Source organism: Bacillus sp. NMCN1 (genome assembly GCF_002998085.1).
Taxonomy (GTDB): domain Bacteria; phylum Bacillota; class Bacilli; order Bacillales; family Bacillaceae; genus Bacillus.
Genome location: NZ_PVQL01000001.1, coordinates 1,531,752 through 1,545,898 on the forward strand (window position 1 = coordinate 1,531,752; position 14,147 = coordinate 1,545,898).

Here is a 14,147-nt window from a genome sequence, read left to right on the forward strand (position 1 = left end):
GTTCTAAGCGCTTTAGGAGGACGCATCCCTTTTCTATTTGAAGAAATTTCGGTACTCTATACAAACAAGACATTGCTTTAGGAGAGATAATCATGAAACCTTTAGCGTACCGGATGCGCCCAAGTCATATTGAAGACATCATTGGGCAGGAGCATCTCGTTGGAGAAGGTCAAATTATTAGACGAATGGTCGAGGCGAAACATTTATCCTCGATGATTTTATACGGACCGCCGGGCATAGGCAAAACATCGATTGCAACCGCGATCGCTGGCAGTACAAGCATTGCGTTTCGTACATTGAATGCGGTCATTCATAACAAAAAAGATATGGAAGCTGTTGCCGCTGAAGCGAAAATGAGCGGTCAGGTGATCCTTATTTTAGACGAGGTTCACAGGCTCGATAAAGGAAAGCAGGATTTCCTTCTTCCTTATTTAGAAAATGGCATGATCATTTTAATTGGCGCAACGACGGCTAACCCTTATCATGCGATCAACCCTGCCATCCGAAGCCGGACACAAATATTTGAGCTAAAACTGCTTGAAACAGAGCAAATCAAGGCTGCGTTAACAAGAGCGTTACAGGATGAACATCGCGGACTTGGCAGTTATCAGGTGACAGTGGACGATGAAGCGATGAATCATTTTGCCAATGGATGCGGTGGAGACGTACGCTCTGCTTTAAATGCGTTAGAGCTAGCTGTCTTATCGACAAAAGCAGATGAGACTGGGCATATCATGATCACTCTTGCGGCAGCAGAAGAATGTTTACAAAAAAAGAGCTTCTCCCATGATAAGGACGGGGATGCCCATTATGATGTCCTTTCAGCTTTTCAAAAATCCATTAGAGGATCTGACGCAGATGCGGCGCTGCATTACCTTGCCAGACTGATTGAAGCAGGAGACCTTGAAAGCATATCAAGGAGATTACTCGTGATGGCTTACGAGGATATTGGTTTAGCTAGTCCGCAGGCCGGTCCTCGTGTGTTAAGCGCTGTTCAAACAGCAGAAAGAGTCGGCTTCCCTGAAGCACGCATTCCGCTGGCTAACGCAGTCATTGAACTGTGTCTTTCTCCTAAGTCCAACTCAGCATATAAGGCGATTGATGCGGCGCTCGGTGACATTCGCTCAGGGAAAATTGGTGAAATCCCTGTTCATTTAAAGGATGCTCACTACAAAGGAGCCACAGCACTTGGCAGAGGCGTCGATTACTTATACCCACACGATTATGAAAACGGCTGGGTGAAGCAGCAATACTTACCTGATCCGCTGAAAAACAAGCAATACTATGAACCGAAGCAAACAGGCAAATTTGAAGGCGCACTGAAACAGGTATATGAGAATTTAAAACGCCAAAAATAAAAAAAGCCCCCTGCATGTCAGCAGGCGGGCTGTTTATTTATCCTTCACACGTGTAATTGGAATATCTTTTAAAAGCTGCATAATGACATGACCACCCATGATCAGCCCTGCAACAGACGGGACGAACGCATTGGATGATGGCGGCATTTGTGCCTTGCGAATCTTCGCTTCATCATTTCCAACTTCTTTTCTAACATCTTCGCGAATCACAATCGGACTTTCATCAGAGAAAATGACTTCAATTCCTTTACGAATCCCTTCTTTGCGCAGACGCGTTCTCACGACTTTTGCAATTGGGTCGGTATGTGTTTTTGAAATGTCATCAATTTTGAAGCGGGTCGGATCAGTTTTGTTTGCAGCCCCCATACTCGAAATGATGTTCACATTGCGTTTCAGGCACTCTTTCATTAAATGAATTTTATAATGAATCGTATCTGACGCATCGATGACATAATCAAGCGGATACTCAAAAAATTGCTCATATGTTTCCTCTGTATAAAACATCTTGAGTGCAACTACTTCACATTCCGGATTAATATCAGCGATTCTTGCCTGCATTAAGTCAACCTTTGGCTGACCAACTGTTGAAAGCAATGCTGGCAGCTGACGGTTTACATTTGTAATATCAATATCATCTTTATCAACAAGAACAATACGGCCAACGCCTGAACGAGCGAGTGCCTCAACTGCAAATGAGCCAACGCCGCCCACACCAAGCACTGCAACTGTACTGTTTTTTAATATATCTAAGCCTTCCTTGCCAATGGCAAGCTCGTTTCTTGAAAACTGATGTAACAAGTGCCTCACTCCACCTTTATTTAAAATGAATCGAAAGAATCATATCATATTCAGACTTCTCCGTCATCCTTCTGTAAAAGAAAAAAACACAAAAAAGTCCCGACAACGCCGCCAGCTTTTCCTTCGTTTTGAACCCCGCACCATGCAGGTGGGTGCTTTCTTCCTGACTTTATAAGTCCTCTAAAGAGGCATTTATGCAGAAAGGAAAGGCAAGCTCCCGTATAAAAAAATGTTCGGTCAAAACTAGGTAACCACCGTACGTATCAGGACTTTATTTATTGATTGATGAAAGCATATCATAGGCATGTCGCTTTTTCAAGCGTTTACATGCCTATAAACATGCGCCTATTTTACTGTTTTACTTTTGTTTTAATCGCTAAACTTAGCTCATCAAGCTGCGCTTCGCTTACAGTGCCAGGAGCATCTGTTAGCACACAGCTCGCACTTGCCGTTTTCGGGAACGCAATGGTATCTCTTAGGTTAGAGCGGCCGGCAAGCAGCATGACTAAGCGGTCAAGACCAAGTGCGATTCCGCCGTGCGGAGGAACACCATGCTCAAAAGCATCCAGAAGGAAGCCGAATTGTTCATAGGCCTCTTCTTTTGAAAACCCAAGTAAGCTAAACATCTTTTCTTGAATGTCCTTTTCGAAAATACGAATCGAACCTCCGCCAAGCTCATAGCCATTCAGTACAAGATCGTAAGCCTGTGCCTTCATGTCTTCTGGGCTTGTCTCAATTAATTCAAGATCATCACGAACTGGCATTGTGAAAGGATGATGGGCAGCATAGAAGCGGCTTTCCTCTTCATCTTTTTCAAGCAGCGGCCAATCGACAACCCATAAGAAGTTGAATACAGACTCATCGATGAGTTCAAGCTCTTTGCCGAGTTTAAGGCGAAGGGCACCAAGCGCATCATGGACAACAGACGTCTTATCTGCAACGAAGAGTAACAGGTCACCTTCTTCAACTTGCAGCTGCTCTTTTAATTCTGCCTGCTTTGCTTCATCAAAGAATTTAGCAATTGGTCCTTTTAATTCTGTCCCTTCTGCTTTTAGCCAAGCTAGACCCTTTGCACCGTAGTTCGCAGCAAATGCACCAAGTGCATCAATGTCTTTTCTTGAGTAGTTGGCTGCAGCACCTTTGACATTGATGGCTTTCACAGCTCCACCATTTTTCACAGCTCCGCTAAAGACTTTGAAATCGGAGTCTTTTACCGTGTCTGAAATGTTGACAAGCTTCATCTCAAAACGTGTATCTGGCTTATCAGATCCATAAGAATTCATCGCTTCATCATATGTCATACGAGGTAAAGGCAATGTCAGGTCTACGCCTTTGACATCTTTCATCACCTTTGCCATCATCTCTTCAGCAAGCGTCATAATGTCCTCTTGACTCATAAAGGACATTTCAATATCGACTTGTGTGAATTCCGGCTGACGGTCAGCACGCAAGTCTTCATCTCTAAAGCATCGGGCAATTTGATAGTATCGATCCATTCCTGAAACCATCAGCAATTGTTTAAATAATTGCGGAGACTGAGGCAGGGCATAGAATTCTCCTTCGTGAACACGGCTTGGAACAAGATAGTCACGTGCACCCTCTGGCGTACTTTTTGTTAAAATCGGTGTTTCAATATCGAGAAAACCGTTGTCATCTAAGAAATGGCGGAATGCTTTTGTGACTTCATGTCGCATTTTCATCGTTTCAAACATAGCAGGACGGCGAAGATCTAGATACCGGTATTTTAAGCGCACATCTTCTGATACCTCGTCCGCTTGATCTGAAATGACAAAAGGAGGGGTCTTCGCTTCATTTAATACGCTGACCGTTTCGACTTGTATTTCAATTTTCCCTGTTTTTAGATTTGGGTTGATCGTTGCTTCTTCTCTTGCGACAACCGTTCCTTTAATATCAAGGACATATTCATTACGAATCGATTCTGCTGTCTCAAGCGCCTCTTTTGATAGGTCTGGATTGAAGACAGCTTGTACAATTCCTGTACGGTCGCGGAGATCAATAAAGATTAATCCGCCGAGGTCACGTCTTTTTTGAACCCATCCTTTTAATACAACGGTTTGACCGATTTGGTCTTCTGTTACTTCTCCACAATAAAAAGTTCTACCAAACACAAACATTCCACTCCTTCTTTACGCCTTCTTGTGGGCCTTCATCATTTGAATCAGCTCATCAAGCTTCACTTCAATTTGTTCACCCGTTGTCGTATCTTTTACATTCACAATATGCTGCGCCAGCTCATCTTCACCAAGGACTGCAATAAACTTGGCTTTTAATCGATCAGCCGCTTTAAATTGTCCTTTTAATTTCTTCCCTGTATAGTCCATTTCACTTGAAATGCCTTCTTTTCTCAGACGATTTAATAATGAAACAGAGTAATCCTTCGCTTCATCTCCGAGTGCAGCAATGTATAGATCAATGCCATCTTGCAGAGGAAGATCAATCCCTTCAGCATCGATTGCTGAGAGGAAACGCTCAATACTCATCGCAAAACCGATTCCTGGTGATTCAGGACCGCCAATTCCTTCAACAAGTCCATCATAACGGCCTCCGCCAGCTAATGTGGTAATCGCGCCAAAGCCTTCTGCATTACTCATGATCTCAAATGCCGTGTGATTGTAGTAATCAAGACCGCGCACTAAGTTCGGATCGACGACATATTCAATGCCTATATCTGTTAAGTATTGTTTGACCTTTTCAAAATAAGTCCGTGATTCTTCATTTAAATAATCTTGAATGGATGGAGCCGTTGCCATCAATTCGTGGTCACGATCCTTTTTACAATCAAGAATTCGCAGCGGATTTTGATGTAAACGGGTTTGACAGTCATGACAGAATTCATCAATTCTTGGTTCAAAATGCTCGACAAGTGCTTTGCGGTAGTCAGCACGGCTCTCTTTGTCACCAAGGCTGTTAATGACGAGCTTTAAGTTAGAAAGGCCTGCTTTCTCATAAACACTCATCGCAAGTGAAATGACTTCTGCATCAATGGCAGGATCCTTTGAACCGATCGCTTCAATCCCAAATTGATAAAATTGACGATATCTCCCTGTTTGCGGACGTTCATAGCGGAACATCGGCCCAATGTAATACAGCTTTGTTGGCTGTGCCGGCTGTGCAAATAATTTATTTTCAACATAAGAACGTACGGTTGATGCCGTTCCCTCTGGACGAAGTGTGATGCTGCGTCCCTTTTTATCTTCAAAGGTATACATCTCTTTTTGAACGATATCGGTTGATTCGCCTACTCCCCGTGCAAACAGCTCTGTATGCTCAAAAATCGGTGTACGGATTTCTTTGTATTGAAAGGCTGCACATGTATCTCTTGCAATTTGTTCAACATACTGCCAGCGTTCTGACTCTCCAGGTAAAATATCCTGTGTGCCTCTTGGAATATTAAAACTCATTTTTCGTCCTCCTACGACCATCATTCATTTTTTATGTGGACATATAAAAAACCCCCGCCTCTACTATGTGTATAGTAGGGACGAGAGTTATACCCGTGGTGCCACCCTAGTTGGAACATGATCTAGCCATGTTCCCGCTCAAATCCTTAACGCAGATTCACGTTCTCCGCCTATTGACTCATTTTTAGAGCGTTCAGCAGGAAACCTACAGAGTGTTCTTTCGTGATAAATGCCATGCGGATTCGCTTTCAGCCTAAGGCGATTCCTCTCTGCTCACGCAATTTACCCTACTATTCTCTATCATCAGTTCCACATTTTAAATTTTCAAGTGTGTTGATTTATATTATAATAAGGTCGGTGCTGCCACTCTGTCAACCCTTGCCGTGCCTCTTTTTCTTTTCCAGCTCTTCTTTTGACGTACATCCGTATTCAGATGCGGTTTCTTCAAGGAAGCCTGGTTGATCCATTTCGTCGTGCTGCCAGCGATCGATATCACGATGTCCATTATATTGCACTCGTCCTAATTTTCTGCTTAATCTCATGTTTGTACATCCTTTTATCACGTTTTTATTTAGTATAAACAGATTGATTCATTTTTATTAGGGAAACTGCAAGGAATTAGCCCATTACATAACGAATTTACATTCATCGGTTTTACAAGGGAGGGGAATACACCGTTTTGAATCTAAAACAACACAATCAAATGATGCTGCTGCTTACATGTTTTGTTCTCATCGCAAGTACTTTGCCTATGACACATGCTACAGCACAAACAGATCAAGCTGTGGTCGCTACAGATGAAATCAATGTGAGAACGGGCCCTGGTTTAAGCTATGGAATCGCAGCTGTTGTGAAGCGCAGAGAAAGCTATCCCATTCTCACTAAACAAGGGGAATGGGTGCAGATCCAATTGTCGAACGGTCAAAAAGGCTGGGTCGTCTCATGGCTGATTACGACATCATCTGGCAGCCAAAAGTCTGCTAAACCAAAGGCGCAAAATCAAAGCGTATCAGGCAGCAGTTCCATTACATCGACAGCCTCGGACCTTCGCATTCGGACAGGCCCTGGAACTTCCTATCAAGTCATCGGAACTTTTCCGCAAGGCGCTTCCGCTAAAAAGCTGAAAACAAGCGGCGAATGGACAAAAATTTCGTATAAACAAGCAGAAGGCTGGGTTCACTCTGATTATGTTTCAGGCGGCCAAAAAGCTTCTCAATCAAGCTCTGTCGAGTCCTCTCGCTCTAAACAGACAGGCACAGTTGGCGTATCGAGCTTGAATGTAAGGCAATCGGCGGCACCGAATGCACAAGTCGTCGCTTCACTTGCCCGCAACACACAGATCACCATTTTGCGCGAGCAGAACGGCTGGTATGAAATTGAGGCAAAAGGTGTAAAAGGATGGGCTGCAAGCTATTACATCGTCACAAGCAATGGAGCGAGTTCGGCTGGTGAAAAGAATTCATCTTCTTCGGCTTCCCAAAAGAAAGCATACATTGTCTACGATGGCACCAACATCCGAAAAAGCGCTTCTACCTCTGCCGGGATTGCAGAAAGAGCAACAAAAGGCGCTGCCTATCAAATTGTTCGCACGCAAGGTGATTGGTACGAGGTGACACTATCAAACGGCGGAACTGGTTATGTGGCGAGCTGGGTCGTTCAAACGAATAAAAATAGCAGCGAGGCACCAAGGCCACAGCACGATTCATCGTCTGGAACTGGGTCTTTAAAAGGAAAAACGATTGTTCTTGATCCTGGTCATGGCGGAAAAGACAGCGGCACGATTGGCGCAGATGGTGCATTTGAGAAGAACATTACCATTAAAACCGCTAATTTACTTGCAGGCAAATTAAGGGCTTCTGGAGCAAATGTCTATTTAACAAGAAGTGATGATACTTTTATCAGCCTTCAATCAAGGGTCGCGACATCTCATTACCGAAATGCAGATGCATTTATTAGTCTTCATTATGATAGTTTTATGGACCCAAGTGTCAGAGGAAGCACAGCGTATTATTATCAAGCAGCAAAAGACCAGCAATTAGCGACAAACGTTCATACGGAAGTCGCAAAACGCTCTCAAATCCCTGATAAGGGTGTCAAATTCGGAGATTATTTTGTTTTAAGAGAGAACAAACGTCCTTCTCTTTTATATGAACTCGGCTATTTAAGCAATCCTCAGGAGGAAGCGATCATTTATAGCGCCTCTTACCAAGAACGAGTCACAGAAGGAATGACGGAAGGATTAAAACAATATTTCCGTTAAAAAGAAAGAGGCCACTGCGCCTCTTTTTTATTTGAACGCAAAAGAAAAAGACTCTAAACAAACTCCTGCATGAGTTTACCTACAGTCTAAAGCGAATCTATTCTTTGCTATCCATCCAGATAGTGACGGGCCCTGAATTGGTCAATGACACGTCCATCATCGCGCCAAAGCGGCCAGTTTCTACATGAATGCCTTTTTCTCTAAGGGCTTTATTGAAACATTCGTAAAGGGAGTTCGCGGCATCTGGCTTGGCTGCTTTCATAAAATTCGGCCTTCTGCCCTTTCTCGTATCACCATAAAGGGTAAATTGAGACACAGACAGGACGCTTCCTTTTACATCCAATAACGAATGATTCATTTTCCCGTTTTCATCTTCAAAAATCCGTAAATGTGCAAGCTTTTCTGCTAAATAAAGCACATCTTCTTCTGTATCTTCATGTGTGACACCAACGAGTACCAAATATCCTTCATTGATGGCACCTGTGATCTCTTCTTCTACCTTCACAGATGCACTTGTCACACGCTGCACAACAAGCCTCATAGACGATATACTTCCTTTCTAATTCATGAATCGGCGAACAGAGTAAATGTCTTTGATTTGTTTAATGCGTTCAACCACTTTGTGCAAATGGTTAATGTTTTGAATAAAGATCGCCATATGGATCGTCGCCACTTTGTTACGGTCAGACTTCCCAGAAACTGAAGAGATGTTCGTTTTGGTTTCATTAACTGCTTGAAGCACCTCATTGAGTAAGCCGCGTCTATCATATCCTAATATTTCAATTTCCACATTGTATTCTTTACGGTTTCGAGCAGGCTGTTCGTGCTCCCACTCTACCGGGATTAACCGTTCCTGCGCTTCTCCTGTCTTCACGTTCGGACAGTCATCACGGTGAACAGATACGCCTCTGCCTTTCGTAATAAACCCAACAATGCTATCACCTGGAACAGGATTACAGCACTTAGATAAGCGGACAAGCAGGTTATCTATCCCTTTGACTCTTACGCCTGCTTCTCGTTTTTTCCCATGATACGTCTTTGACTCTACTGTCACTTCTTGAACAGTTTTCTCCTGTTCTTCTTGATCTCTTTGTTTTCTTTCTTTTTCTGTTAAACGATTTGCGACTTGAAGTGCAGTAATTCCGTTATAACCCACCGCTGCATACATGTCCTCTTCGTTTGAAAAATTAAATTTGTCAGCCACTTTTTGCAGATTTTCAGCTGTCAGTATGTCTTTGACATCAAACTCAAGGTTTTTGATTTCTTTCTCCACGAGTTCTCGGCCTTTTTCGACATTTTCTTCACGGCGCTGTTTTTTGAAAAACTGTCTGATCTTGTGCTTCGCTTGGGAGGTTTGGGCAAGTTTGACCCAATCCTGACTTGGCCCATAGCTGTGCTTTGATGTCAGAATTTCAATAATGTCACCTGTTTTCAATTTATGATCGAGCGTGACCATCTTTCCGTTGACCTTAGCACCGATCGTTTTATTCCCAATTTCCGAGTGAATCCGGTAAGAGAAGTCAATCGGAACTGAACCCGACGGCAGTTCAATGACGTCTCCTTTTGGTGTAAACACAAACACCATATCGGAGAAGAGATCGATCTTTAACGATTCCATAAACTCTTCTGCATCTGTCGATTCATTTTGGAATTCAAGAATTTCTCTAAACCAAGAGAGCTTCTTCTGGAAGACAGCTTCCTCCGTTGATTCTACTGACTCTTTTCCTTCTTTGTATGCCCAGTGCGCTGCAATTCCGTACTCTGCAATTTCATGCATTTCCACTGTACGGATTTGAACTTCAAGCGGGTCACCTTTTGGCCCAATCACTGTTGTATGAAGGGATTGGTACATGTTCGGCTTTGGCATCGCAATATAATCCTTAAATCTGCCTGGCATCGGCTTCCAGCATGTATGGATAATCCCGAGCACGGCATAGCAGTCTTTAATGCTGTCAACCAAAATACGAACGGCCAGCAGATCATAAATTTCATTAAACTGCTTATTTTGCAGGACCATTTTGCGATAAATACTATAAATATGCTTTGGTCTGCCGGAAAATTCAGCCTTGATGTTCACCTCAGACACACGGTCTTTCACTTCATTGACAACCTCGTCCAAGTATTCCTCACGTTCCGCTCGTTTGCGCTTCATGAGATTCACGATCCGGTAATATTGCTGAGGATTTAAGTAACGGAGCGCTGTATCTTCAAGCTCCCACTTAATCTTGGAAATCCCCAATCTGTGCGCAAGCGGTGCAAAGATTTCAAGGGTTTCATTTGAAATTCTTCGCTGCTTCTCCTGAGGAAGGTGTTTGAGCGTTCTCATATTGTGCAGACGGTCTGCCAGTTTAATTAAGATGACGCGTATATCCTGCGCCATTGCCACAAACATTTTTCGATGGTTTTCTGCCTGCTGTTCTTCTTGTGATTTATATTTAATCTTCCCGAGCTTTGTTACACCATCAACAAGCATCGCAACTTCTTCGTTAAAATGCTCTTTTAAATCCTGTAATGTCACATCTGTATCCTCGACCACATCGTGCAGGAAACCGCCTGCAATGGTCGATGGGTCCATTTCAAGGTCAACAAGAATCCCCGCCACTTGAATTGGATGGATAATATAAGGCTCACCAGATTTCCGGTATTGCTCCTTATGTGCATTCTCAGCATATTCATATGCTCGCTCTATAAATTGAATATGTTCAGCGGGCAGGTATTCTCTTGCCTTGTCAATGACCTGCTGCGCCGTTAAAACTTGTTCGTTCGCCATGGAATCACCTTTTTAAATGAAAACTGTATTGTAGTTTATTATCAAGAAAAATTCGATAGATGTAAAGAGAAGAAGTCCGCTAAAAGATTTTTGATAGGAAAAAAGCACCCTTCTTACCGAGTGCTTTTTTCGTAAAACTCCATTAGTATTGCATTAACGTCAAGATGTCGTAACCGTCAAGCTTCTTTCTGCCATCCAGATACGTCAGCTCAATCAAGAATGCAATCCCTGCCACAACGCCGCCTAATTCCTCTACAAGCTTGATGGACGCTTCAATTGTTCCACCAGTCGCAAGTAAGTCATCTGTAATCAATACACGCTGACCAGGACGAATCGCATCTTTATGAATCGTTAATACATCTTTACCATATTCTAAGCCGTATTCGACTTTAACGACTTCACGAGGAAGCTTTCCTTCTTTACGAACCGGTGCAAAACCTACACCAAGTGCGTACGCTACAGGGCAGCCAATAATGAATCCACGCGCTTCAGGTCCAACAATGAGATCAATGTCTCTTTCCTTCGCGTATTCAACGATTTGATCCGTTGCATAACGGTACACTTCGCCTTTATCCATTAACGTTGTAATATCTTTAAATTGTACACCTTCCTTTGGGTAGTCAGGTACAACTGTCACATATTGTTTTAAATCCATCTTTTCCTTTTCCTCCTCGTACGTCAAAGCACAGGTGAGACTTCGCTCATCATGCTATTCAGCCATTCCTTCAGCTCTTTGGCTGAGGAATATGTTAGTGTTTGATCGAGTTCCATCAATCGTTGTTTTGCTGTATAGGATGCTGATGCCGTTAAATCTTTTTTAGGGGCATCACGTACTATTGACAGCACACCATTCTCTATTTTAACAAACCCGAGTTCAAAAAACACCTTTGTCATAAAAATCATTGTATCTTTTGTCCAGCCTCTATGTTTGGCAAGCTCCATTCCTTGTTCTTTGAGGGGAAAACTTCCTCGTTTTAACAAGAACCCATAAAACCATTTGAATTGATCACGGCTAGGGAAAGAGGACATAAAATGATCTTCTTTTCTTTGAAAAACCGTATAAACTCTAGCTGGCTTTTGGCTTTCTAAAAGCTGCCTTAGCAAGTGCTCATCTGCAGGAACATCTGCAAAGACGACATACTTGCCCTCTACATCGAGCGTTGAAACATTTTCTGCATGGACATGATGAATCGGGATATTGACTTCCTGTTTTGTTTCTTCGTCAAAACAGACCACCACATATTTTTCTGGATCAAGCGTGGAGATTGTCTTTTCCCAATCCTTTTTGCCGCGCAAATCAAACAGCTGCCATTCATCTACTCGAGCATCTTTTAGCATGAGCTGAGGTTTCTTCCGGTTATTCCATTCATTGATGGACATTTCACCAATGACGGAAATGCGGCTGCCTGTGACAATTTCTTCTTTTAATTGACCTTGATGAAAACCGACACAGTCAAGCAGCTTGTCTTCGTCTTTCAGAGACATTTTAATATGATTCTGATTTGCCCCAATTGTTCGGATCTCTTCAAGCCGCGCATCTTCAATCATGATGAACGGCTTTGGATTCTGCATGCCAAATGGTGACAGCATCCCCACTTCTTCAATCGCTTCAACCGTCAATTCGTCTACCTTGCATACGGCATCGACCCGCTGAATCGGAATAAAATCTTCTTCTGTCAACGTTTCATTCGCATATTGATTTAATCTTTCCCTTAGTAAAGGAACATCATCCACTCGAAGTGTCATACCCGCGGCCATCGGGTGCCCGCCAAAATGCGGCAGAATGTCGCGGCATTTGCTTAAATGGAAAAATAGATCGAAGCCAGGAATACTCCGTGCTGATCCTTTTGCCATTTGCGTCTCTTCATCTATTCCAAGCACAATCGCCGGACGAGAAAAAGTATCCGTCAATTTAGAGGCAACAATTCCGACAACACCTGGATTCCAGCCAGCTTTCGCTACAACAATAGCAGACTGGTCATCGCCTGTCTCTTCCACCATTTGAATGGCTTCTTCTGTGATCGTACTCACAATTTTTTGACGTTCTTTATTGAGTTCTTGTACAAAACGAGCGAGCTCTTCTGCTTCATCCTTATCCTCTGTCATGAGAAGATGAACAGCTGGATCTGCCTGTTCAATTCGTCCTACAGCATTCAGCCTTGGCGCAATTTGAAAGCCGACCGTTTCCTCATTTGCTTCTTCAAGAGTAGCGCCCGCTTCTTTCAATAACGCCTTCAGCCCCGGTCTATTCGACTGCCTAAGCTGCATAAGCCCTTTTTTAGCGAGCCATCTATTCTCATCATGAAGCGGCACAAGATCCGCTATTGTCCCAATTGCCGCAAGATCTAACAGCTGAGCTGGCAGCTTCCCAAGAAGTGCATGCGCCACTTTAAACGCTACGCCTACACCGGCAAGTTCTTTAAAAGGATACTCACAGCCTGGCTGCTTAGGATGGACAATCGCAAGTGCCTCAGGCAGCTCCTCACTTGGTTCATGGTGATCTGTAATGATCAGGTCTAACCCTATTTCTTTTGCAATGCGTGCTTCATTTACAGCTGCAATGCCTGTATCGACCGTGATGACAAGCGATGCGCCTTGCTCTTTGATATATCGAAAAGCCTGTTCATTAGGCCCATAGCCTTCTTTAAATCGATCTGGAATATAAAAGTCTACTTTCGCAGACCGCTCTTTTAATGTATGTAAAAGCACAGACGTACTTGTCACACCATCCGCATCATAGTCTCCGAAGATCACAATCGATTCCTGCTCTTCGATCGCTTTGTTGATGCGCTCTACTGCTTCTTTCATTCCTTTTAATAGAAACGGATCATGAAATTCGGCTTTTTGATCAAATAAAAAAGACCTCGCTTCTTCTACTTCTTCGAGTCCTCTTTTTACAAGAAGCGATGCAGTCAGCGCTGAAATATTCAGATTTTCAGAGAGTGATTTCACTTTTTCTTCGCTTGGATGTTCATATTCCCAGCGCATTTTGGATAATAACATAAATTCACCCCTCAACCACACTATTATACTAGAGTGGCCTGAGGGGTTTCAATTTTTATTTTATGAAATTGTGCTGGAAGATTATTTTTCCTTCCGATCAAATGATGCTGGCTGTTCTTTTAAAGGCGTCACATTCGGTTTCTTTTGAACGTCTTTGCCGATCTTTTTATTTGAAACAGCAGGTGCAGGTGCGGATTCACGCTCAGCTTTTAATACCTTTAGTTCACGTTTCAGTTTCACAATTTGGAAAATCCCTGCAAAAGCCACAATGAGTCCGCCCATGAGCACAGAACCAATAATGACAAGGATCAGCGGCCATTCAGCCGATCCAAATAAGTAGTCAACTTGCACTGGCCGCACATTGATCACGGCAAATACTGAGACAATTAATACGAAAATAAATGCGAGTATGATGGTCCATTGTTGTTTGTTCATCTACATATCCCCCAAGCTTTTTCTTTTATTCTTCCCTTTTTATTGTCCTTTTTAAACACAGAAAGAAATGAGCGGAAGAAAATCTATCAGCATGGGCATGA

11 protein-coding genes, 1 other RNA gene and 1 other annotated feature are annotated in these 14,147 nt (G+C 43.0%); of the genes, 2 read left to right on the forward strand and 10 right to left on the reverse strand.

The features are described from left to right. Nucleotides 1-92: 92 nt before the first annotated feature. Nucleotides 93-1,358 carry a replication-associated recombination protein A gene (locus C6W21_RS08160; RefSeq protein ID WP_106049942.1) on the forward strand — a complete coding sequence of 422 codons (1,266 nt, stop codon included), beginning with the start codon at nt 93-95 and terminating at the stop codon, nt 1,356-1,358. Between the two features lie 33 nt (nt 1,359-1,391). Here C6W21_RS08160 and C6W21_RS08165 read toward each other — a convergent pair whose 3' ends face one another. The 5 genes from C6W21_RS08165 to C6W21_RS19010 all read right to left on the reverse strand — a co-directional run bounded on the left by C6W21_RS08165 (nt 1,392) and on the right by C6W21_RS19010 (nt 6,120). Next, a complete protein-coding gene (locus C6W21_RS08165; RefSeq protein ID WP_044140034.1) occupies nt 1,392-2,156 on the reverse strand; it encodes a tRNA threonylcarbamoyladenosine dehydratase in 765 nt (254 codons plus the stop codon). A 92-nt stretch (nt 2,157-2,248) separates the two neighbouring features. Next, nucleotides 2,249-2,429: non-coding RNA, 6S RNA (ssrS, locus tag C6W21_RS08170), on the reverse strand. A gap of 77 nt (nt 2,430-2,506) precedes the next feature. Continuing rightward, nucleotides 2,507-4,285 (reverse strand): aspartate--tRNA ligase, encoded by a 1,779-nt coding sequence (gene aspS / locus C6W21_RS08175; protein ID WP_106050226.1) that lies wholly within the window; start codon nt 4,283-4,285, stop codon nt 2,507-2,509. Nucleotides 4,286-4,303: 18 nt separating this feature from the next. Beyond that, a complete protein-coding gene (gene hisS, locus C6W21_RS08180) occupies nt 4,304-5,578 on the reverse strand; it encodes a histidine--tRNA ligase (RefSeq protein WP_106049943.1) in 1,275 nt (424 codons plus the stop codon). A gap of 73 nt (nt 5,579-5,651) precedes the next feature. Next, nucleotides 5,652-5,891: a binding site (T-box leader), on the reverse strand. Nucleotides 5,892-5,949: 58 nt separating this feature from the next. Further along, nucleotides 5,950-6,120: a YrzK family protein gene (locus C6W21_RS19010; RefSeq protein WP_003216250.1), complete on the reverse strand. Its 171-nt coding sequence runs from the start codon at nt 6,118-6,120 to the stop codon at nt 5,950-5,952. A gap of 161 nt (nt 6,121-6,281) precedes the next feature. Between C6W21_RS19010 and C6W21_RS08185 the strand changes: the two genes are divergently transcribed. Beyond that, nucleotides 6,282-7,838 carry an N-acetylmuramoyl-L-alanine amidase family protein gene (locus C6W21_RS08185; RefSeq protein WP_486187523.1) on the forward strand — a complete coding sequence of 519 codons (1,557 nt, stop codon included), beginning with the start codon at nt 6,282-6,284 and terminating at the stop codon, nt 7,836-7,838. A 97-nt stretch (nt 7,839-7,935) separates the two neighbouring features. Here C6W21_RS08185 and dtd read toward each other — a convergent pair whose 3' ends face one another. From dtd to C6W21_RS08210, 5 genes are all read right to left on the reverse strand, one after another. Continuing rightward, entirely contained in the window at nt 7,936-8,379 is a 444-nt protein-coding gene (dtd, locus tag C6W21_RS08190) for a D-aminoacyl-tRNA deacylase (protein ID WP_106049945.1), read from the reverse strand. Between the two features lie 18 nt (nt 8,380-8,397). Further along, nucleotides 8,398-10,608, reverse strand: a complete 2,211-nt coding sequence (locus C6W21_RS08195; protein WP_106049946.1) for a RelA/SpoT family protein — start codon at nt 10,606-10,608, stop codon at nt 8,398-8,400. A gap of 142 nt (nt 10,609-10,750) precedes the next feature. Beyond that, nucleotides 10,751-11,263, reverse strand: a complete 513-nt coding sequence (locus C6W21_RS08200; protein ID WP_003216770.1) for an adenine phosphoribosyltransferase — start codon at nt 11,261-11,263, stop codon at nt 10,751-10,753. A gap of 23 nt (nt 11,264-11,286) precedes the next feature. Beyond that, nucleotides 11,287-13,611, reverse strand: a complete 2,325-nt coding sequence (gene recJ / locus C6W21_RS08205; RefSeq protein ID WP_106049947.1) for a single-stranded-DNA-specific exonuclease RecJ — start codon at nt 13,609-13,611, stop codon at nt 11,287-11,289. A gap of 81 nt (nt 13,612-13,692) precedes the next feature. Continuing rightward, nucleotides 13,693-14,046 (reverse strand): LapA family protein, encoded by a 354-nt coding sequence (locus C6W21_RS08210; protein WP_106049948.1) that lies wholly within the window; start codon nt 14,044-14,046, stop codon nt 13,693-13,695. Between the last annotated feature and the right edge of the window lie 101 nt (nt 14,047-14,147).